Below are 20,160 nucleotides of genomic sequence, written 5' to 3'. Positions count from 1 at the left end.
CGTGGACCCTGTTCACCAGGATTCCATCATACCGACGCGCTCACAGGCCCGCCCGTTTCCTCACGTCAAACTGTTCAGATTTGACAGCGCTGTCAATCTAATTTGACAGCGCTGTCACAGAACCGTCCATCAGACAGCCGGATGCGTCGAGAACCGGTCGACAAGGGTATAGTCCACCCGTTCCGCATGCCCCGGCCGCCCGGCCGACGACGGAAGCAGCAGCCGGGTGGCGGCGGCGGCCATCTCGGCCACGGGCTGACGGATGGTGGTCAGGGGCGGCGTGCTCAGCATGGCGCTGGGGGTGTCGTCGAACCCGCAAACCGCCAGGGCGGCGGGCGTCGCGACGCCGAGCGCGGCCGCGGCGTTGAGCACCCCGAGGGCCATGTCGTCATTGCTGGCGAAGATGGCGGTCGGGCGCTCCGTCTGGCTGAGAATGGCGGTTCCCGCCCGGCGCCCCGAATCGAAGGTGAAGTCGCCTTCGACGATGAGGCCGGGGTCGATCTTCAGACCATGCCGTTCCATCGCCGCCTCGAAGCCTTCCCGGCGCTTGCGGCTCGCGGCGTAGCTGCCCGGTCCGGTGATGAAGCCGATCCGGCGGTGCCCCAGCGCGATCAGATGGGCGGTCATATCCTCAGCCGCCTGCCGGTCGTCCATGAACACCCGCATGCCGCGGTCCAGGTCGACCTCGGCGCCCAGCCGCACGAAGGGCGTGCCGTTTCGTTCGAGAATCTCGAGCACCCGGGGATCGTCCGAGTTCGGCGGCGTCAGCAGCACGCCGTCCGGCTTCAACGAGCGCAACAGGGCCAGAAGCCAGGACTCCAAGCTCGGCGATCCATAGTCCACCAGCTCGACCATCAGGTGGTAGCCGGCCTTGCGGCATTCGACGAGCGCGCCGTACTCCAGCCGGCTGAGGTAGTCGTTGCCGCGCCCGCTGCGCCAGTGCTCCAGGGTCAGTTCCGCGTCCACGAAGGCGGCGATCAGATAGGAGGACGCGCCCGCCAAAGCGCGAGCCGACAGATTGGGCCGGTAGTCGAGGGTCTCGACGGCGGCGAGCACCTTGGCCTCCAGCTTGGCGCTGACGTTCGGTCCACGGTTCAGGACGCGAGACACCGATTTTATGGAGACGCCCGCAAGGGCGGCGACATCGTAGATCGTCGCGGTCATCGTGGCGGCAGTCTCCCCGGTGACGGGGTCCAGTGGTCCGTCAGCGAGACTGATATGCGATCTTCGCCGCGTATCACGCAAGATTTCGCTCGCTCCACAAATCGACATTGGCCACTGTCCGCGCACCATGAAGGCCGTCCAAGACCTTGAGGGCGGTCCCGCAGCCCCCGTCGGAGCCGGCTTCATCGCCGTCCTGACGCTGGCCTATGTCGGCGCCTTCATCGCCTTTGTCCCCCTGCTGTCCCTTCTGGTGCCGCTGCAGGCCCAGAGCCTGGCTCCGACCGACAAGATCGGCCTGCTCAGTCTCGTCACCCTTTGGGGCGCGCTCGTCGCCAGCGTCGCCAACATGACCGTGGGCTGGGCCAGCGATCGAACCCGGCACCGTTTCGGAAAACGCCGTCCGTGGATCATGGCCGGGCTGGCGGGCGTGCTCCTCGCCTATGGGCTCATCGCCGCGGCGCGGAGCCCGTTCGTGCTGCTCTCCGGCGTCATGCTGTTCCAACTGGCCTTCAACATGTTGTTCGCGCCGTTGACCGCTGTCCTGGCGGACCGCGTGCCGGACCGGCAGAAGGGTCGCGTCGCCGCCTTCCTGGGCCTTGGCGCGCCATTGGGGGCAGCCAGCGGCGTGCTGATCACCGCGCCGTTCTTGGCCGACGTCGGAGCGCGGGTGGCCCTGCTCGGCCTGCTGGTGACGGCCTGCCTCCTGCCCTTCCTGCTGACCTATCGCGAAGGCCCGGCGGCCGCGGTTCCGGAGCGGCGGCCCTGGTCTTTCCCCAGGCTTTCGCGTGATTTCGGCTTCGCCTGGACCTCGCGCTTCTGCCTGCAGATCGCCGCCAGTGTCGTGAACGCCTACATGCTGTTCTATCTCGCCGACCACGCCCGCTACGCCGAACAGTTTCCGGGATCGACCGTCGAGAGCGGTCTGGCCAGACTGATCGCCCTGTCGACGGTCCTGGTGGTGGTGTCCGGCTTCCTGGGCGGCCTGGCGTCAGACCGGTGCAACCAGCGCAAGGGCTTCATTCTGCTCGCCGCCGGTCTGATGGCCGCGGGCCTGGCCGTGTTCGCCGGCTGGCCCACATGGCCCGGCCCGCTCATCGGCTACAGCCTCTACGGCGTCGGGTTCGGCCTCTATACGACGGTCGACGCCGCCCTGGTGGCGCAAGTCCTGCCGTCCCGCCGGGACGCGGCCCGCGACCTCGGCATCATGAACCTGACCAACACCCTCCCCACCGTTCTGGCGCCCGGGCTGGTCCTCGTCGCCCTCGGCGCGGACCGTCAGTCGTGGCCGCAACTGATGAGCCTCGTCGCCCTGATCGCCCTTCTCGGCGGCGCCGCCGTGTTGGGGGTGCGGCGGGTGCGCTGATACGAGAGTTGTCCGCCGACCGGGCCGAGCAGCCTTGACGACGGCGGGATCGCGCTGTTGCCCTCCCCCGTCATCTCTAAGGGGCTGCGATGTTTCACCGTTCTGTCCGGCCGCGCGCCCTGCTGCTCCTGTCGGCGGTCCTTCTGCTGTGCGCCGCCGCGCCGCGCCCGGCGACCGCCGCCGATCGACCCACCGCGCGCCAGGCGGCGGAGGCCATGGGCAAGGGTTTCAACCTGGGCCAGATGTTTGACAACAGCCAGCATCCGGCCACGCTGGAGGCCGCGCGCCCCAAGATCGACGCCTATTACGCGCGCGGCTTTCGCGTGGTCCGTATCCCGGTCACCTGGACCGAGGCGATCGACGGCGCGACCCTGGCCGATCCCGCGACTGGCCGACTGAACCGCGCGTCGCCCCGCCTCGCGCAGCTGGAAGCGGTGATCGACTACGCCCTCGCCCAGCCGGGCCTCTATGTGGTGATCAACGCCCACCACGAAAGCGAGCTGAAGGATCACGGGCGCGCGGATGTTCTGGCGCAGTTGTGGACCGACATCGGCACGACCTTCCGGGACCGGGACGGACGACTGATCTTCGAGATCCTCAACGAGCCCCACCTGAGCAATCACGACCCCATGCCGCCCGAAACCCTGCGGGCCATGACCGGACAGGCCTATGAGCGCATTCGTCGGATCGATCCCCGGCGCATCGTGGTCATCGGCGGCAACCAGTGGTTCGGGGCGCGGGAAATGGCCGCGACCTGGCCGAACCTGGACGCCGTGGGCGGCGGCCGCGACCCCTACGTCATGGCGACCTTCCACCATTACAATCCCTGGACCTTCGCCGGCGACAATCAGGGCGACTACGCCGACCCCTGGACCGAGGAGGACATGGCCGGCCCGATGCGGGTGATGGCGGACTGGGCCTCAACGACCGGCGGCGGCATGCCGGTCTTCATCGGCGAATGGGGCGTCGGCTGGAAAACCCGGCTCCCGACCATGAACTGCAACAACATCCGGCTTTGGTACGCCCGCTTCGACGCGGTTCACGCCAAGGCCGCGGGCATGCCCACCGCCGTCTGGGACGACGGCGGCTGGTTTCAGGTCTACGACCACGACACCGAGGCCTTCTCCAGCAATCTCATCGATTGCATCGACGGCGCCTGCGCGTGGGCCGGTGTCAGCCGGTTCAACGAAGACTGCCTCTAGGCAGACCCCGACTTCACGAGCGCCCACGGCCGCGCCGCCCTCGACGGACATGGGCCTGGCTAGAGGGCATTGCGCCGTCAGAGCGGGGTCAGACGTCCTTGCGCAACGACCGGACCCGTCGGAAGTCCGGTCGGCGACCCGCCCTCCGGCTCCACCGAAATCGCCAGAGACGCATCGGCGCTCAGAGGCAGGGTGACCGACATGGCCGCGCTCGCGTCGTCAGGCATCACGCCCAGCGAAACCGGCGCGCCCTCCTTGGGCAGCACCCACAGCTCGTGCGAATGGCCGGGCTGGCCGTCCGGATCGACCGGCGTGACGATCACGCGGTTGCGCTCCTGGTCCAGGGTGATCACGAACAGGACCCGGCCGGTCTCGCTCTGCATTCGCGTACTGGCCAGGATGGGCCGGAGCGCGTCCGGCTGCTGGGACGGCGGCGGGACAGAGCGATCCGGCGTCAACACCACCACGGCGAGGGCGGCCGCCATCGCGGCGGCTACGGCGGTGGCGGCGCGCCAAAGGACAAGGCTGTCCCACCACGGCCCCTGTTCGGCGCGATTGCGCGGCAACCGTCGCGCTATGCCGGTCCAGACCGCCGGGGACGGCGTGACGGGCGCGACGCTATCGATCAGAGGGGTCAGCCTGTTCTCCCACGCGACGACGGCGGCCGCGAACGACGGATCGCCATCGACGCGGGCCGCGGCGACCGCATGAGCATCGCCGTCCAGCAGGCCGATGACGAACTCGGCGGCCACCAGGTCCGCTTCGTCGCCCGGCGTGAGATCCAGCGGCAGGTCAGACATGGGCGTCACCCAGGCAGGCGCGCAGGCGCAACAGCGACCGGCGCATCCAGCTCTTCATCGTCCCCAGGGGCACGCCGGCGCGCTGGGCGAGCGCTTCATAGGTCAGCCCGCCGAAGAACGCCTGGCGGACGACCTCGGCCCGATCCTTCTCCAGCTGTTCGAGACAGGCTCTCAGCTGCGCGGCCTCTTCCCCCGCTTCGAGCTGTTCGCTGGCCGAAGGCGAGGTGTCAGGCTGCTTCGCCACGACCTCGTCCGACACGAAGCTGCGCCCGCCGCGCGACCGGATGCGGTCGATGGCGCGGTTGCGCGCCAGAGCCGCCAGCCAGGTGATCGGGCTGGCTCGCTCGGCGTCGAACATGTCGGCCTTGCGCCACACGGTGAGATACACGTCCTGCAGTACGTCCTCGGCCTCTTGCCGGTCGGGCAAGATACGGAGCACCACGCCCAATAGTTTCCCGGAGGTCGACCGGTAGATCTCCTCCAGCGCCGCGCGGTCGCCGGACGCCGTCCGCTTGAGGGCGGACGCCAGTTCTGCGCGCCTCTGGTCGGCGATCGAAGGCGGGGCGGATGCGGGCACGCCGCGACGCTGGCATAGGTCCTCCACCGGCGCAACGCGCTGATCGATGACGTCAGCCGAACCGGCGGGCCAGCAGATGACCGCCCAACGCCGCCGCCGTCGTCACAAAGGTTCCCCACGCCAGGTCGATCAGGGTCAGATGGGTGGCCCAGACCCTGAGCGTCGCCTGATTGGTCAGGTCGTAGGTCGCATAGGCGACCAGGCCCAGAACGGCGCCCGCCGTCAGGGTCCGGCCGAGCGAGTTCTCCCGCAGGCCCGGGAGCACCGCCAGGAAGACGACCCCGAAGACATAGAGCAGATAGAAGGCGCCGGCCGCGACCGGATCAGGCTTGTCCGCCATGATCGAGCCGATCACCGGACGATACAGGCGGCCGCCCATGATCGTCAGCCAGAGACCATCGAGCACGCCCATCGTCAGGCCGGCCCCGAGGTAAGCCATCACATAGCGCATCTCAGTCTCCCTGGACCGGCTTCAACCGGTAGTGACTGACGCCCCATTCCTCGCCGCCGTTGTCTCCGAACAGCCCGGCCGTCGCGAGGTAGAAGCGACGCCAGCGCCGGGTCCACAACCGCGCGTCCCGGCCGTAGGTGGCGCGCATGATGCGATCCACCGCCTGCGGCTCGGCGTCCATGTTGGCCAGCCAGTCAAGCGCGGTCCGGCGATAGTGCAGGCCGTTCCAGCGCCATTCCTGCCGGATCTCGAACAGGTCGGTGAACTGCCGCATGAGGCCGTGGCTGGGCATGACGCCGCCGGTGAAGAAATGCTGGGCGATGAAGTCCGAGGCGTCTTCCACCTCGAACCGATAGGGCGTGGCCCGATGGCTGAAGACATGGACGAACAACTCGCCGTCCGGCTTCAGCCAGGTTCGAGCCCGAGTCAGCAAGGCGCGCCAGTTGGCCATGTGTTCGAACATCTCGACCGAAACGATGCGGTCGAACCGTTCGGCGATCTCGAAGGCGTTCATGTCCTGGGTCAGCACGACCAGGTTCTTCAAGCCGCGCGCCCGGGCCTGCTCTTCGATGAACAGGCGCTGGCCGTTGGAGTTCGAAACGGCGGTGATCGACGACCCTGGATAGCGCTCGGCCATCCAGAGCGACAGCGAGCCCCAGCCGCAGCCCAGCTCCAGGATCGACTGGCCGTCACTGAGGTCGGCATGGGCGCAGGTTTCGGCCAGGGCGGCGTCCTCGGCCTCGGCCAGGGTCTCGTCGCCCGTGGGATACAGGCAGCAGGAGTATTTCAGGCGCGGGCCCAGGCAGATGCGGAAGAACTCCGGCGGCAGCTCGTAGTGCTGGCTGTTGGCGGCGTCCGTGTGCTCGGCGATCGCCCGCGCCGCCATCTCGCGGGCGAAACCCTGGTCAGAGGTCGTATCCGTCGCCAGGCGTCGACGTGCGCCGGCGACCATGCCCGCTATGGCGGGGCGGGTGACGAAGTCCGGCGCCGGAGCGTCCTGGAGCGAGCGGATCAGGGCGGACAGGGACATGGCGGTCTCGCTTTCAGGCGATGGGACGCGGGGGACGGGGGAAGAACCGCGACACCCGGGCCTGGTAGGCGCGGTAGGCGTCGGGACGGGTCTTGAGCATTTGCGCTTCCAGCGGCGGCACGCCGCTGACGTGGTTGAGCAGCCACCACATCAGCACAGGAGCCAGCAGCGACAGCCAACCGGCCTGGTAGCCGGGCTGCAGGGCCATGACGGGATAGGCCAGCCAGGCCAGCCATTCGAAGAAGTAGTTCGGATGGCGCGACCAGGCCCACAGGCCGACGTCGGCCACCTTGTTCGCATTGGCCGGATTCCGGCGGAACGCGGCCATCTGTCGATCGGCGATCCCCTCCCCGGCCACCGCGACCAGAAGGACGGCGACCGCCAGCCCCTCGCGCCAACCGATGGCCGGGTCCGGGCGCGCGGCGGCGGCGCGAACGGCGATCACGAGAACGACGATCACGGCGGCCTGAATCATCAGGAAGCCCCAGGCCTTCACCCCCCAGCCGCCCCACGCGCGCTTCAGCGTCTCATAGCGCGGATCGACGTGCCCGCTTCGCCAGGTCCGCGCCAGGATGTAGCCCCCGAGACGAACCGCCCAGATCGCAACCAGGGCGGCGACGAGCGCCTGTCTCGCCAACGAGGCGCTCTCCGACGGCTGCAGCGCCGCCCAGGCCGCCAACAGCCCGACCGACCCCGCCCAGAAGACATCCGTCCATCCGCCGTTTCCGGTCGCGCGCACCACGGCCCAAGCCAGGGTCATCAGCCCGGCGGCGGCGGCGATGGCCAGCAAGATCATGAACTCGGCTCTCCGACGGCTGTTCGCAGGCAGCTACGCGCGACCTGCAATCACGGATGCGCATCCAGATCCTCAGGAGGTCCGTAACTCCCGGCGATGACCTCCAGCGGAGCCGCCTCCATGCCGTCCAGACAACAGCCGCCGCGCCGGATCGCCGTCGTCGGCGCGGGGATATCCGGCCTGTCCTGCGCCTGGCTGTTGTCCCAGGCCCACGACGTCACGCTCTATGAAGCCGATGGGCGGCTGGGCGGCCATTCCAACACCGTGCTCGTGCCCGGTGAGGCCGGCGAGATCGCCGTCGACACGGGCTTCATCGTCTACAATGAGCCCAACTATCCCAACCTGACCGCCCTGCTCGCGCACCTCGAGGCGCCCACCAAGCCGGCGCATATGTCGTTCGCCGTCTCGGTCGACGACGGCGCCTTCGAATACTCCAGCCACGGCGCGGCGGGCCTGTTCGCGCAGAAGAGCAACCTGACCAGCCCCCGGTTCTGGTCGATGCTGGCCGATCTGAAGCGCTTCCATCGGCGCGCGCCCCTGGACCTGCCGGTGATGGAGACGTCGGGCATCTCCCTGGGCGAGTACCTGAACCAGGGCGGCTACGGCCGGATGTTCATGGACCACCACCTCCTGCCCCAGGCGGCGGCGATCTGGTCGGCCTCGTCCGGGCAGATGGCGGACTATCCGGCGGCGGCCTTCGTCCGGTTCTACCGCAACCACAGGCTTCTGGAGGTGGACATGCGGCCCAACTGGCGCACCGTCGACGGCGGCAGCCGGGCCTACGTTTCCCGCCTGAGGCAGGCGTTCCGCGGACAGGTCCGTGCGAACCGTCCCGTGCAGGGCGTGCTCCGCGACGCGACGGGCGCAACCGTCTTCACCGCGGACGGCCCCGACCGTTTCGACGCCGTGATCCTGGCGGTCCATGCCGATCAGGCCTTGCGCCTCCTCGCCCAGCCCTCGGCCGACGAACGTCGGCTGCTGGGCGCCCTCCCCTATCAGCGCAACCGCGCGGTCCTGCACCGGGATGTCCGTCAGATGCCCAAGCGCCGCGCCGCCTGGGCGGCCTGGAACCATGTCAGCCGTCGGGGCGACGACCGCTCGGCGGGCGGCGTCACCTACTGGATGAACCAGTTGCAGTCGTTGCCGGGCGCGCCGTTGATGGTGACGCTGAACCCGATGCATGAGCCCCGGTCGGATCTGACCCTGGCCGAGTTCGACTATGAGCATCCCGTGTTCAACGCCGCGGGCCTGACGGCGCAACAGGAGCTCTGGTCGCTGCAGGGCGGCGGGAACGTCTGGTTCTGCGGCGCCTGGTTCGGCTCCGGCTTCCATGAAGACGGCCTTCAGGCCGGTCTGGCCGTCGCCGAGCAGTTGGGCGGCGTGCGGCGGCCCTGGACGGTCGCCGACGAAAGCGGCCGCATCGTCCTGCATCCGCGCCCCAACCTGGCGGAAGCGGCCTGATGGAAGGCGCGGCCGAATATCCCGCTTTCGGCCTGTACAGCGGCGTGGTCACCCATGCCCGCCATCGACCGGTTCGGCATGCCCTGCGCTACCGCATCTTCATGCTGCTGATCGACCTGGACCAGGCGCCGGCGCTCCTGGCCACGCGGCGCTGGCTATCCGGCGGCCGGTTCGGGTTGGCGGGTTTCCGGGAGGCGGACCACGGCGACGGGAGCGGTCGTCCCCTGCAGGTGCAGGTTCGGGAACGTCTGCGAGACGCCGGCCTGCCCGCCGACGGGCCGATCCGCCTGCTGACCATGCCGCGCGTGCTGGGCCACGCCTTCAATCCAATCAGTGTCTACTTCTGCCATCGCGCGGACGGCGGCCTGGCCGCCACCCTGTATGAGGTCTCGAACACCTTCGGCGAAAGGCACGGCTATCTGATCCCCGTCGACGATCCGGACAACGCCCTCGTGCGCCAGACGATCGACAAGCGGTTCTACGTGTCGCCCTTCATGGACATGGACCTGACCTATCGCTTCCGGGTCCAGCCTCCGGGTGAAACGACGCGGTTGGTGATCGATGTCGACGACAACGAAGGATCGATGCTGACGGCGGTCTTCGTCGGGCGCTGGGCGCCGCTGACCGACGCCCGTCTTTTCGCCGCCTGGGCCTCACACCCCCTGCTCACCGTGAAGGTGGTCGCCGGCATCCATTGGGAGGCGCTGAAGCTGTTCCTGAAGGGCATGCGCCTTCGGTCACGGCCGCCGCCGCCCGATCAAGCCGTCACCGTCGCGCGCCGTTCGACTGGCTGCCCCGTTCATGGAGATCCCGCCCGTGTCGCCTAGAGTCCTCGCCTTCATCGCCGCCGCCCTCATCCTGCTCCCGACCTCGGCATGGGCGGCGCCCGAACCCGTGCGTCCGGTCGACCTCGAGCGCTTCATGGGACGCTGGTACGAAATCCTGCGCACGCCCAACAATCATCAACGCGACTGCTGGGCGGCCAGCCAGGTCTGGTCCCGTCGCGACGACGGCCGCTTCACCATCCGCCAGACCTGCCATCGCGGGTCCCGCACCGGGCGGCTCCAGACCTTCGACACCACGGCCCGGGTGCTGAACGCGCCCCAGAACACCAAGTTCGAAGCCAGCTTCTTCGGCGGCCTGATCCGCCAGCGCTATTGGGTGATCGACCATGCCGACGACTACAGCTGGATGATCGCCACCACGGCGGACGGGGAGTTTCCGGCGCTGTTGTCCCGAAGTCCCACGATGCCGGCCGGCGAGATTGGAAGGTTGAAAGGCAGGATGCAGGCCTTGGGTCTGCCGACCGCCGCGCTCACGCCTTCCGAACGCTGACGAACGACGCCGCACAAGGGTCTGCATCCGGGATCGAGTTCGCTCCGTACCTCCCTTCGGAGCAGCCCGCCGGGGGCTGACGGAGGACAGCCATGCGAACCTTTGACATCGCCGCCGTGGTCGGAACGATCCTGGTCATCGCCACCCCCGCCGCCGCCCAGGACTGGCGCGGTCCCTACATCGGCCTCTCGGTCGGCGGCGCCGTGGCCGACGACGACAAGGACGAACGGGTCGTCTTCGACACCAACCTGGACGGAGGCTTCAACGACACGGTTCGCAACGCCGCCATGGTTGACGCCTTCGGCCCCACGACGGCCAATCCGGGCGGGTTCTGCGGCGGCAAGGCGCGCGGCAATAATTTCGCGAGCGGCTGCCTCGACGACGATGATGTGGTCGGTGATTTCGCCCTGCGCGCCGGGTGGGACTTCCAGACCGGCCCCTGGGTCTATGGCGTCGTCGTCGAGGCCGCTTCGGTGAACGTCGAGGACTTCGCGACCGCCTTCTCCATCACCCCCGCGGCCTATCAGTTCAAACGTGAACTCGGCGACGCGCTTTACGCCGCCCGGCTTCGCGGCGGTCGCACCTGGGGTCGGGCGCTGATCTACGCCACCGGCGGCGTCGCGACGGCCAAGGTGACCGACAGCTACTTCACCACCAACACCGCCAACAGCTTCACGCCCCTGACGTCGGAGGACGACGCCACCGGTTATCAGCTCGGCGCCGGCGTCGAGACCTGGCTGACGGACCGGCTCACCCTTGGCGTCGAGTACCTCTACACCAACCTGGACGCCGGCGACGGCCTGACGGTCCGGACCGGCCCCGGCACGGCGCCCGCGACCAATCCGTTCCTGATCGTCAATCCACAGGGGACCGACCAGAGACGCATGTCGGACGAGCTCGCGTTCCAGAGCTTCCGGGTGACCCTGGCCGCCCGGTTCTAGCCGGCCGGGGCGCGACGGAGCCCAGAAAGCCTGCGCGCCGCCAGGTCCTGCCCGTCACGGAAGCGCCCTGAACCGCACCGCCAACCCTCCGCCGGGCGCCATGACGATTGGAAGCGTATCGGCGCTCGTCACAACCCGGCTGGATATGACGTAACTCACCGGGTTGGTGCGATAGTCGGCGTCGGGGCCGTCCGCGTAGATCTGCGCCTCATATCGCTTGCCGGGCGCCAGGAAGCTGAGCGGCTGGCTCAAGGTGCGCCCCTCCTCGTCCGAGATCGCGCCCAGATACCAGTCCTCCGTTCCGCGTTCCTGCCGCGCGACGACAACGTAGTCGCCGATTTCCGATCGCAGCGTCCGGGTCGTTTCCCAGTCGGTCGGAACGTCCTTGATGAACTGGAAGGCGTCGGGATGCGCCAGATAGTTCTCGGGTAGGTCGGCCGCCATCTGCACCGGGCTGTAGATGACGACATATTCGGCCAGCTGGGTCGCCAGCGTCGACTGAACCCTGCGGGTCAGCTCGATCCCGCCGCGGGGGATGTCGAAGATGCCCGGCGTGAAGTCCATCGGGCCGGCGAGCATCCGGGTGAACGGCAGGATCGTCATGTGCTCGGGCGGGTTCGTGGGATTGCCCCAGGCGTTGAACTCCTGCCCCCGCGCGCCTTCCCGGCTGACCATGTTGGGCCAGGTCCGCCGCAGCCCAGTGTCCTTCACCGGCTCGTGCGCGTCGATGGCGATCCGATGGCGGGCGGCGACCTCGGCGACCCTGAGATGGTGACGGACCATGTATTGGCCGGCGAACCACTGCAGTCCGCCGTCCTCGTCCCGGATGTCGCCGCTATGGCGGACGTAGCCCGTCTTCACGACGCCGACGCCATGGCGCTCGTAGAAGGCCATCGCGTCCTCGAGCTGGGCCTCGTAGTTGGGAACCGCGCCCGCCGTTTCGTTGTGCCCGATCAGGCTGACGCCGCGCCGCCGGCCGTATTCGGTGATCGCCGCGATATCGAAGTCGGGATAAGGCGTCGTGAACTGGAAGTCCTCGCCGTGCGCGATCCAGTCGCCGTCCCAGCCCTGGTTCCACCCCTCCACCAGCACGCTGTCGAAGCCGTTCGCCGCGGCGAAGTCGATGTAGCGCCGCACATTGGCGGTGGTCGCGCCATGACGCTCGCCGCTCCCCCAGGTGGTCCGGTTCAGGTGCATCTCCCACCAGACGCCGACGTATTTCCCGGGCTTGAACCACGACACGTCGCCCAGCCGGTTCGGCGCGTTCAGATTCAACTCGATCCGGCTGTCGGCCAAAGCCCCGGGCGTCTCCCCGATCAGGATCGTTCGCCAGGGGGTGGTGAAGGGACCGGTCTTCTTGGCCAACACGCCGTCCTGCCAGGGCATCAGCCGGGCGCTCAGGGTTCCGGCGCCGTCTCCCGCCAGAAGCATGCTGGGGAAATCGATGAGCGCGGCCTCATGGAAGGACAGATACAGGCCGTCGTCGCGTTTCAGCGTGAGTGGCGTTTCGGCCGTCGTGATCCGGCGCGCGTCCGTTTCCGAATAGAGATACTCGTCGCGCTCCTGACCCCAGGCCGGGTACCACCACGCCCGGTTGGCGCCGAGGGTGCGAAACTGGGTGTTGTCCGCGACGACCTCGACCACCTGGCCCGCGGGGATCCCCGCATAGGCGTATCGAAAGCCGACGCCGTCGTCGAAGAGCCGGGCGGTCATGACGACCTGGCGGTTGAGCGGCGTATTTCCGCCGAGCGTGACCGTCATTTCGGTGTGTTTGTCCGCGATGACGCGCTGCTCGCCCCAGGGCTGCTCCCAGGTCGTGTCGGTTGCCGATCGCCGTGCATCGGTCAGGGTCGTCCAACGCACGGCGGGCTCTCCGGCGAAGGACAGGCCCACCGCCGAAGGCGCGATGACCGGTCTGCCGTGGCGCGAAACCTCATAGGTGGCTCGGCCTCCATCGACCGAGATGCACAGTTCAATCACCCGGCCGGGCGACAGCGAGCACTCCCGTGCGGCTTCCTGCGCGGCAGCGCCCTGTGCGGTGGCCGACAGGACGAGGGCGGCGAGGATGAGGGCGCGTACAAACATGCCTGAGAAGTCCTGTTTACAATCACTTGTGAACGCGAGCGATTTCGGTCGGGCGCGACGAACGAACCCGGGAGTCCGCTAAGCCGCCCCATCGCCGCGACGTGTCGCGACGATGGGGCCGGTATCCTAGAATTTGGCGCGAATGCCGATCTGGTAGCGTCGATCGACCCTGCTCCACGCCGAGTCGCGGAACATCGGGGCGGCGCCCGGCGTCTGCGGCGAGTCGCCGAAGATCTGCTGCTCGTACCGGGTCGTCGTATCGAGCAGGTTCGTCGCGTCGAATGACAGTTCGATATTGTCATTGATCGAGAACCGCACGGAGGCGTCCAGGAAGCCGGCCGCCTTCTGGAACACCGGCAACCCGATGCAGCAGTCCAGGTTCTGGGTCAGGTACCGCGAGCGCCAGTTGTAGGCGAGCCGGAAGCCCAGGGGTCCCTTTTCATAGAGGCCCACGACGTTGAACGTATGCGTCGACACCCCCGCGAGCCGGTGAGAATCGATCACGTTGCCCGTGCCGCCGAGCGACTGCTGGCCGGCGCCGAAGGCCCCCACGTCCCCGCTCGACGACGCCGTGAACAGGTTGGAGTTATTGATCCCCGACTGGTGGACGTAGGTGTAGTTCACCTGGGCCCCGAGACCGCTCCACCAGCCCGGCAGGAAGTCGAAGAAGCTCTGGTAGGACAGCTCGGCGCCCGTCAGTTCGCCGCTGTCGCCGTCGATGTTGCTCGGGCCGTTGATCTGGACCGTCTGGGTCGACGACCCGTTGGGAATCTCGCGGGTGAACTGGCCGAAGGAGATCGCGTCGTACAGCCGCTTGTAGAACAGGCCCACGCCGAAGGACGTGTTGCGGCCAGCATAGTGTTCGTAGGACAGATCGAACTGATCCGAGGTCAACGGCTTGAGTGCGGCGTTCCCGGAGTTGGCCAGGAACACGAAATTGTAGCCGACCACATTGGCCGCCGTGTGGGCGGCGGTCGGGGAGTTGTAGACGATGTACGGCGAGTCCGCGGTCGTCCCGAAGACCGGAGCGTTGATCGCAAGGGTGTTGCGCAACAGGCCGATGTCCGGACGCGACATGGCGCGCGAATAGGCGAAGCGGATGAAGTTCTCGTCGTCGAGGCCGAACCGCACGTTCAGGCTCGGCAGCCAGTTGACCGAGTCCGTGCTGAAGCTGTTCGTGGCGACGGCGCCGTTCGCGAAGGCGCGGATCGCCGGCGTCAGGTAGCAGGACGGATTGACGATGTTGTTCCCCGACAGCGGCGTGCCGCACGGCACGAGGTTGTCGAAGACGTTGGTGGCCGGGAAGGCCACGCTGCCGTCGCTGTTCTCTTCCGTCAGCACGACGCGGAGGCCCACGTTGCCGACGACGGAGACGCCGCCGAAGATCGTATGGTCGTCCCCGCCGAAGCGGAGCATCCCATACACTGCGGTGGTCTTCTCATTGACCTGGAGCAACTCGCCCGGCGTGAAGCAGCCGTCGACCGTCGCGTCGGCGCGGTCACAGATCGGCGTGTAGCTGCTCACGGGCGAGTTGGTGCGCGGCCCGAGCGCGTCGACCAGGCGCGGGAAGTCCCGCAGGGTGTCGCGGCTCAGATAGACCAGCGGGCCGTTGTCGTAGACGCTTCCGTTGTAGAAATCCCCGAGCGTCGTCGCTTCCCAGATGCCCGCACCATAGCCCTGGAACGCCGGGCGTCCGGCGTTGCCGCCGCAGTTTCCGGTGCCGCTGGGATAGGCGCCCGGCGTGGTGTTGTCGGCGTTGAAGCCCGGCCCGTTGCAGAACCAGGGCTGCGCGATCGGCGTCCAGTTGAACGTCGAGTACCGCACGGTCTGCTCGCGGTCGGCGTATCTGACGCCGACGGACAATCTATCAAGCCAGCTGTCCTCGTCGAACGCGTAGGTGGCGTCGGCGCGCAGGGCCAGCTCGTTTCCGTCGTTATCCTCCATGTGCCCCTGGATGAACGGGATCCAGTAGTTGTGGGCGTTGGCGAGTCCGCCGGCCGCATAGTTGACGTTCGTGCCCGGCAGCAGCTGGACCTGGGGCGTGCCGTCGCCGTTGACGCTGTACTGGACGTTCGCCATCGAACCGGCGGCCACCAGGATGTCGTTGTTGCTCACTGACGCATCGACGTACTGGATGTCGGCGCTCAGGTGCAGCCTGTCGGTCGGATCCCAGACGACGTTTCCGGACAGGTCGCGCGTCTTCTCAGAGTGATCGAAGTTGCGGGCCTCGTTCTCGAAATACATGCCGTTGCGCGGATCGGGTCCGCAAACGCCGGCGCCGCAGTAGTTGACGAACGGCAGGCCGGGAACCGCCGACCCGGCGTTGATCGCGGCCTGGACGCTCTCCCAGGTGCCGCTGAAGCTTCCGTGCGTTTGCGTCAGCAGTCCGGACTGAAGCATTCCGTCCGGGCCGAAGGTCAGGCCCGAACTGCGGACGAAGGACGATCCGCTCCGCGGATTGAAGGCGCGGGTCCCATAGTAGTTGCCGTCCAGCTTCACGTGGCTCGCGCGCTCCAGCCAGGCGTTGGTGTAGCTGGACTCGATGTACTGAACCGTGGCCCGCAGATTGCCCGCGTTGTTCTCGTACTGAAGCGCCCCGGCCACGCCGCGCCGCTGCCGGTCGTAGTCGACCTGGGAGAAGCGGACGCCATCCGGCGCATAGACGAAGCCGGAGCCGCCGAACGGGTTGGCGGAGCAGGTCACCGCGCCGTTCGCATCGAGGGTGGCGCGATCCGCGGTTCCGAAGCCCGCGGAACAGTAGGTGTCGATCTTGTCCATGATCACGCTCTCGGTGCGCGTGATCACGTCACTGCGGGCGAAGCTCGCCAGCGCGCCGAATCGTCCGTGCTCGGTATCCCAGGTATTGCTGATCAGGGCGGAGTATTCAGGCGTCCATTCGCTGGAGCGATCGCCGTAGTTCTGTCTGAAGTTGCCCGTGACGAGCAGTCCGCGCTGGTCGAACGGAACCCGCGTTCTCAGGTTCACCGTTCCCGCCAGGCCGCCTTCGATCATCTCGGCCGTCTGGTTCTTGTAGGAATCGACGCCGGCCAGCAACTCGGGCGAAACGTCGTTGAACTGCAGTCCGCGCGCGGAATCGGCGGAGAAGGTGTCGCGGCCGTTGAACTCGGTTCTGACCTGCGTCAGTCCCCGGATCAGGACGCCGGTGGGCTCCCCGGACGGGTGGGTGGAGTCGTCGGCCGACTGAAGACGGTTCACCGTGATGCCGGGAACGCGCGCCAGCGCCTCCGCCGCTGACTTGTCCGGGAACGCCCCGATATCCGTGGCGGTGATGGAATCGACGAAGGTGTCGGCGTTCTTCTTGATCTCCTGCGACGTCGCGAGCGCCTGGCGCACGCCGGTGACGATGACGTCGTCGATGACGGTCGGCTCCTGGCCCGCGGCGGTCGCGTCCTGCGGAGCCGCCAGGATCAGCGCCGGATCGGAGGCGGAGCCGGGCCCCGACTGAGCGGCCGCCGGCGTAGCGGCAAGACTCACAAGCAGGGCGGCTCCCGAAGCCCCCACGAACAAGGCGCGTCGAATCGCGATGCAAGACATGTGTTCACCCTCCCTGCCCACGCTTTATTGCGCGGTTCTTGCATAGTCTTGCGTAACTGTGATGCAGAATGCAAGCGGAGCGAGACCATTTTGCGGCGATTTCCCGGCAAACCCCCTCAGAACGGGCCTTCCGGCCGGTCAGCCGTTATGCAAAATCTTGCATTGATCCGACTCGGAACGCTCCGGACCCTGCAGCCGCAGGGACAATACCGCCGCGATGAGGAACGACAGGGCCGCGAGCGGCAGGATCAAGGTCAGCTGACCTTGAAACAAACGTTGAACGACCAGACCCAGGACGCTGGCGCCGACGAGCTGCGGCAGGACGAGAAAGATGTTGTGAACGCCCAGGTTGATGCCGATCCGGTCGCAGGGTCCCGCGGTCGCGACGATCGTGTAGGGAGCCGAAAGAATGGACGCCCAGGCGATTCCGACGCCCGCCCAGGGCAGCGCCGACAAACCCCACCCCGGCGCCAGGCCCATAGAGATGAAGCTGGCGGCGCCGATCGCCAGGCAGACCGCATGGCTTCGCGCGACGCCGACCGCCCGTGCGATGCGCGGCAGGAACAGGGCCGCCATCACCGCGACCGCATCCTGGACGCCGAACAGGACGCCGACCCAGTTCGCCGCGGCCTCATAGGCCGGCGATCCGGGCGCCGGGTTTCCATACTGGAGCGCGGCGACGGTCGGGACCGCATAGACCCAGAGGGTGAAAAGGGCGAACCAGGTGAAGAACTGAACCACCGCCAGACGACGCATGACGGGCGGCATGGCGGCGATGCACAGGACGATCTCGAGGACGCCCCTCATCGGACGCGAAGGACTGCGGAGCCTCAGGACCAGGACGATGATCTCCAGCACGCCGTACAGGATGAGGACGGCCGCCAGGAGGTAGACCTCGCGTCGAACATCCAGGGCGGCCGCGCCGATTGCGACCGCGACGCCGATCGCCAGCCACAGCGCGGGCCGCAGCGGATGGGCGGCGATCGGCGCCGCCCCGACCGAATGGACATCGGTGGTCCCGGACTCCTTCGTCCTGATCAGGGTCCAGCCAACAGTGACGAGGAAGGCCGCGGCCCCGACAAAGAAGGCCAGCCTCCAACTCTGTATCCCGCCGGACGGGCGGATGTCGGCGGCCGGCAGGTGGGCGAGCAGCCAAGGCAAGCAGGAGGCGAAGATGGCTCCCGCTCCGATGAAAACCACCTGCACCGCATAGGCCCGGGTCAACTCTTCCTTGGGAAGGATATCGGCGACGAGGGATCGCATCGGCTGCATCGCGACATTGACCGACAACGTCAGCAGCCACAGCGCGACCACCGCGGTGGACAGGCTGTTCGCACAGCCCATCAGGACCATCGCCGCCGCCGTCAGAACGGCGCCGGCGGCGATATAGGGGCGGCGACGTCCGAAAGGGCTCCGCGTCCTGTCGCTCAGCCAGCCGATGAGCGGGTGCACCAAAAGCCCCGTCACCGGCGCCGCGATCCAGAGCAACGGCAGATCCGCCATCTCGGCGCCCAGGGATTGAAACACCCGGCTCGTCGCGACGCTCTGAAGACCCCAAACGATTTGCACCCCGAACAGCCCCGCGCTGGCGTTCACCATGCGCGCCAGGGCGAGGGAACCGGGTCCGGATCGGTCTTTTTCCAGCGCCTCCACCTCGTCCGAATCCCCCGACCCCTCTCCGGGCGGGCTGTCCTCATCCGGCCGGGCCGTGTAGGTTGGGTGCGATGGCAAGCGGTGGCAACGGCAAAACAACCCTAGACGATCTCGCACGCCTTGCAGGGGTTTCCGCCTCCACCGTGTCCCGGGCGCTGAACGACCACAAGCTCATCAGCATCGAGACCAAGCAGCGCGTCTGGGCGCTGGCTCGCGAACACAACTATCCCTTCAAATCGACGATGCCGCGGTCCCCGATCGGGTCCGGGGGTTCGATTTCGATCGTCACGCCCTACAACCGCGGCCGCCCCCTGCCGCTCTCGCACCCTTTCTTTCTGGAGCTGCTCGCCAGCATCGGCGAGGCCGCGCGGGCGCGCGACTGCGACTTCACCGTCAGCCACATCGCCGCGGCGACCCTGGAAGACCTCAAGCACGCGACCAACACCGGCACGGCGAGCGGCGTGATCTTCCTGGGCCAGGCGGCCCTGCACAACGCGTTCAACGAACTGGTCGACACCAAGGCCCGGTTTGTCGTCTGGGGCGCCCACCTGCCGGGACAACGGTACCGCTCGGTGGGGTCCGACAACGTCCTGGGCGGACGGCGCGCGACCCTGCACATCGCGCGAGGCGGCCGGAAGCGCATCCTCTTCCTCGGCGGTTCCGATCCGGAGGCCGCCCAGCGTCGTCGCGGATATCTCGAAGCGCTCGCGGCGTCCGACCTTAGCGTCGACGACCGGCTGATGGTGCAGGTCGAGTTTGAACTCGAGTCGGCCGAGACGGCCGTCGCGCAGCTGATTGAACGCGGCGTGACGTTCGACGGGGTCTTCGCCGCGAGCGATCTGATGGCGCTCGGAGCGATCAAGGCCATCAGGCGGGCCGGGCTTTCCGTGCCCGAGGATGTGTCGGTCGTCGGTTATGACGACATGCTGCTGGCGCGGTTGAGCACCCCCACCCTGACCACGATCCGACAGGATACGGCCGAGGCCGGCAGACTGCTGGTCGCCAGCCTCCTGGATCCCAAGCTGTTCAGAGGCCGAGGCGTACTGCCCACCGAGCTGATCGTTCGAGAGTCCTGCGGTTCATAGACAGGCTCGACACGATCGCTCTTAATCTGTCGTTCGCCACCAAGCGTGCGCCATCGGTGGGACAGCATCCGGATCGGCGTTAAGCGGCTTCGGCTTCCACGCTGGGCAGGACCATGTCGAGTTCGATCAAGCTGAGCATGCGACCGTCCAAAGCAAAGATGCCGCTCACGAAACCCCGGCCGTCGCCACCGCCGACATCGGGCGTCGGTTGAATGGCGCTGTCCGTCAGCTGGAGGATGTCGGAGACGGCATCGACCAACAGACCCATGACCCGCCCTCCGACGTAGGCGACCATGATCGCGTGACGGGCCGTGGGTTCGGAGCTCCGCAACCCGAGCCGCGCGCCCAGATCAATGATCGGAAGCACCGCGCCGCGCAGGTTGACGACCCCTCTCATATAGCTCGGGGAACGGGGCACCGGCGTCGCGGCCGTCCATCCGCGGATCTCGCGCACGGACATGATGTCGACGCAGAACTCCTGCTCGCCGATGCGGAACGCGATCAGTTCTCGGACGGCGGCGGTGTTGTTGGATTCGGTCAAGGTTCAACTCGCGAAACGAATGGGATCCGTATGGTGCCAGCGGCGTCGGGATCGGCGCAGCCACGTCGCGCCGCTCGTTACGGCACAGGATGGAGATCATGTCGTGGGGGGGGGCGGGGGG

At 67.7% G+C, this 20,160-nt stretch carries 17 protein-coding genes; 7 read left to right on the top strand and 10 right to left on the bottom strand.

The window, feature by feature from the left end; genetic code table 11:
- Positions 1–129: 129 nt before the first annotated feature.
- Entirely contained in the window at positions 130–1,164 is a 1,035-nt protein-coding gene (locus AC1RRF_RS15015) for a LacI family DNA-binding transcriptional regulator (RefSeq protein ID WP_492835951.1), read from the bottom strand.
- 127 nt (positions 1,165–1,291) lie between these two features.
- Here AC1RRF_RS15015 and AC1RRF_RS15010 point away from each other — a divergent pair, with 127 nt between their 5' ends.
- Together AC1RRF_RS15010 and AC1RRF_RS15005 are read left to right on the top strand one after the other, a co-directional pair.
- Complete coding sequence (locus AC1RRF_RS15010; protein WP_492835949.1) at positions 1,292–2,527, top strand: MFS transporter; 1,236 nt, start codon at positions 1,292–1,294, stop codon at positions 2,525–2,527.
- An 89-nt stretch (positions 2,528–2,616) separates the two neighbouring features.
- Positions 2,617–3,729, top strand: coding sequence for a glycoside hydrolase family 5 protein (locus AC1RRF_RS15005; protein ID WP_492835947.1), 1,113 nt, complete (start codon positions 2,617–2,619; stop codon positions 3,727–3,729).
- Positions 3,730–3,806: 77 nt separating this feature from the next.
- Here AC1RRF_RS15005 and AC1RRF_RS15000 read toward each other — a convergent pair whose 3' ends face one another.
- The 5 genes from AC1RRF_RS15000 to AC1RRF_RS14980 are packed head-to-tail and all read right to left on the bottom strand — an operon-like array spanning position 3,807 to position 7,383.
- Positions 3,807–4,529: an anti-sigma factor gene (locus tag AC1RRF_RS15000; protein WP_492835945.1), complete on the bottom strand. Its 723-nt coding sequence runs from the start codon at positions 4,527–4,529 to the stop codon at positions 3,807–3,809.
- Positions 4,522–5,106 (bottom strand): sigma-70 family RNA polymerase sigma factor, encoded by a 585-nt coding sequence (locus AC1RRF_RS14995; protein WP_492835943.1) that lies wholly within the window; start codon positions 5,104–5,106, stop codon positions 4,522–4,524. Before AC1RRF_RS14995 ends, AC1RRF_RS15000 begins: the two co-directional genes overlap by 8 nt.
- A gap of 52 nt (positions 5,107–5,158) precedes the next feature.
- Entirely contained in the window at positions 5,159–5,557 is a 399-nt protein-coding gene (locus AC1RRF_RS14990) for a DUF2177 family protein (RefSeq protein WP_492835941.1), read from the bottom strand.
- Position 5,558: 1 nt separating this feature from the next.
- A complete protein-coding gene (locus AC1RRF_RS14985) occupies positions 5,559–6,587 on the bottom strand; it encodes an SAM-dependent methyltransferase (RefSeq protein ID WP_492835939.1) in 1,029 nt (342 codons plus the stop codon).
- 13 nt (positions 6,588–6,600) lie between these two features.
- The gene (locus AC1RRF_RS14980; protein ID WP_492835937.1) at positions 6,601–7,383 is read right to left on the bottom strand and encodes a DUF1295 domain-containing protein; all 783 of its coding nucleotides are present in this window, start codon (positions 7,381–7,383) and stop codon (positions 6,601–6,603) included.
- Between the two features lie 120 nt (positions 7,384–7,503).
- On the opposite strand from AC1RRF_RS14980, the gene AC1RRF_RS14975 reads away from it, so the two are divergent.
- The 4 genes from AC1RRF_RS14975 (at position 7,504) to AC1RRF_RS14960 (ending at position 11,120) form a co-directional block, all read left to right on the top strand.
- The gene (locus tag AC1RRF_RS14975; RefSeq protein ID WP_492835935.1) at positions 7,504–8,844 is read left to right on the top strand and encodes an NAD(P)/FAD-dependent oxidoreductase; all 1,341 of its coding nucleotides are present in this window, start codon (positions 7,504–7,506) and stop codon (positions 8,842–8,844) included.
- Entirely contained in the window at positions 8,844–9,671 is an 828-nt protein-coding gene (locus tag AC1RRF_RS14970) for a DUF1365 domain-containing protein (protein WP_492835933.1), read from the top strand. Before AC1RRF_RS14975 ends, AC1RRF_RS14970 begins: the two co-directional genes overlap by 1 nt.
- A complete protein-coding gene (locus tag AC1RRF_RS14965) occupies positions 9,661–10,179 on the top strand; it encodes a lipocalin family protein (protein ID WP_492835931.1) in 519 nt (172 codons plus the stop codon). Before AC1RRF_RS14970 ends, AC1RRF_RS14965 begins: the two co-directional genes overlap by 11 nt.
- 92 nt (positions 10,180–10,271) lie before the next feature.
- Complete coding sequence (locus AC1RRF_RS14960; RefSeq protein WP_492835929.1) at positions 10,272–11,120, top strand: outer membrane protein; 849 nt, start codon at positions 10,272–10,274, stop codon at positions 11,118–11,120.
- A 54-nt stretch (positions 11,121–11,174) separates the two neighbouring features.
- Here the strand turns inward: AC1RRF_RS14960 and AC1RRF_RS14955 are convergent, their stop codons facing one another.
- From AC1RRF_RS14955 to AC1RRF_RS14945, 3 genes are all read right to left on the bottom strand, one after another.
- Positions 11,175–13,205 carry a glycoside hydrolase family 97 protein gene (locus AC1RRF_RS14955; protein ID WP_492835927.1) on the bottom strand — a complete coding sequence of 677 codons (2,031 nt, stop codon included), beginning with the start codon at positions 13,203–13,205 and terminating at the stop codon, positions 11,175–11,177.
- Positions 13,206–13,331: 126 nt separating this feature from the next.
- Complete coding sequence (locus tag AC1RRF_RS14950; RefSeq protein ID WP_492835925.1) at positions 13,332–16,700, bottom strand: TonB-dependent receptor; 3,369 nt, start codon at positions 16,698–16,700, stop codon at positions 13,332–13,334.
- 198 nt (positions 16,701–16,898) lie between these two features.
- A complete protein-coding gene (locus AC1RRF_RS14945; protein WP_492835923.1) occupies positions 16,899–18,413 on the bottom strand; it encodes an MFS transporter in 1,515 nt (504 codons plus the stop codon).
- A gap of 71 nt (positions 18,414–18,484) precedes the next feature.
- Here AC1RRF_RS14945 and AC1RRF_RS14940 point away from each other — a divergent pair, with 71 nt between their 5' ends.
- Positions 18,485–19,498, top strand: a complete 1,014-nt coding sequence (locus tag AC1RRF_RS14940) for a LacI family DNA-binding transcriptional regulator (protein WP_492836261.1) — start codon at positions 18,485–18,487, stop codon at positions 19,496–19,498.
- Positions 19,499–19,577: 79 nt separating this feature from the next.
- Here AC1RRF_RS14940 and AC1RRF_RS14935 read toward each other — a convergent pair whose 3' ends face one another.
- Positions 19,578–20,039 carry a chemotaxis protein CheW gene (locus AC1RRF_RS14935; RefSeq protein WP_492835921.1) on the bottom strand — a complete coding sequence of 154 codons (462 nt, stop codon included), beginning with the start codon at positions 20,037–20,039 and terminating at the stop codon, positions 19,578–19,580.
- Positions 20,040–20,160: the final 121 nt, after the last annotated feature.

The organism is Brevundimonas sp. GW821-FHT12C05 (genome assembly GCF_058807475.1).
This window is presented reverse-complemented; position numbering and strand designations above follow the sequence as displayed.

Excerpts from the sequence above, each read along its gene's own strand:
- AC1RRF_RS15000 (WP_492835945.1), bottom strand. The coding sequence starts at position 4,529 with ATGTCTGACCTGCCGCTGGATCTCACGCCGGGCGACGAAGCGGACCTG.
- AC1RRF_RS14955 (WP_492835927.1), bottom strand. The coding sequence starts at position 13,205 with ATGTTTGTACGCGCCCTCATCCTCGCCGCCCTCGTCCTGTCGGCCACC.
- AC1RRF_RS14970 (WP_492835933.1), top strand. The coding sequence starts at position 8,844 with ATGGAAGGCGCGGCCGAATATCCCGCTTTCGGCCTGTACAGCGGCGTG.
- AC1RRF_RS14960 (WP_492835929.1), top strand. The coding sequence starts at position 10,272 with ATGCGAACCTTTGACATCGCCGCCGTGGTCGGAACGATCCTGGTCATC.
- AC1RRF_RS14940 (WP_492836261.1), top strand. The coding sequence starts at position 18,485 with ATGGCAAGCGGTGGCAACGGCAAAACAACCCTAGACGATCTCGCACGC.
- AC1RRF_RS14985 (WP_492835939.1), bottom strand. The coding sequence starts at position 6,587 with ATGTCCCTGTCCGCCCTGATCCGCTCGCTCCAGGACGCTCCGGCGCCG.
- AC1RRF_RS14990 (WP_492835941.1), bottom strand. The coding sequence starts at position 5,557 with ATGCGCTATGTGATGGCTTACCTCGGGGCCGGCCTGACGATGGGCGTG.
- AC1RRF_RS15010 (WP_492835949.1), top strand. The coding sequence starts at position 1,292 with ATGAAGGCCGTCCAAGACCTTGAGGGCGGTCCCGCAGCCCCCGTCGGA.
- AC1RRF_RS14975 (WP_492835935.1), top strand. The coding sequence starts at position 7,504 with ATGCCGTCCAGACAACAGCCGCCGCGCCGGATCGCCGTCGTCGGCGCG.
- AC1RRF_RS15015 (WP_492835951.1), bottom strand. The coding sequence starts at position 1,164 with ATGACCGCGACGATCTACGATGTCGCCGCCCTTGCGGGCGTCTCCATA.
- AC1RRF_RS14980 (WP_492835937.1), bottom strand. The coding sequence starts at position 7,383 with ATGATCTTGCTGGCCATCGCCGCCGCCGCCGGGCTGATGACCCTGGCT.
- AC1RRF_RS15005 (WP_492835947.1), top strand. The coding sequence starts at position 2,617 with ATGTTTCACCGTTCTGTCCGGCCGCGCGCCCTGCTGCTCCTGTCGGCG.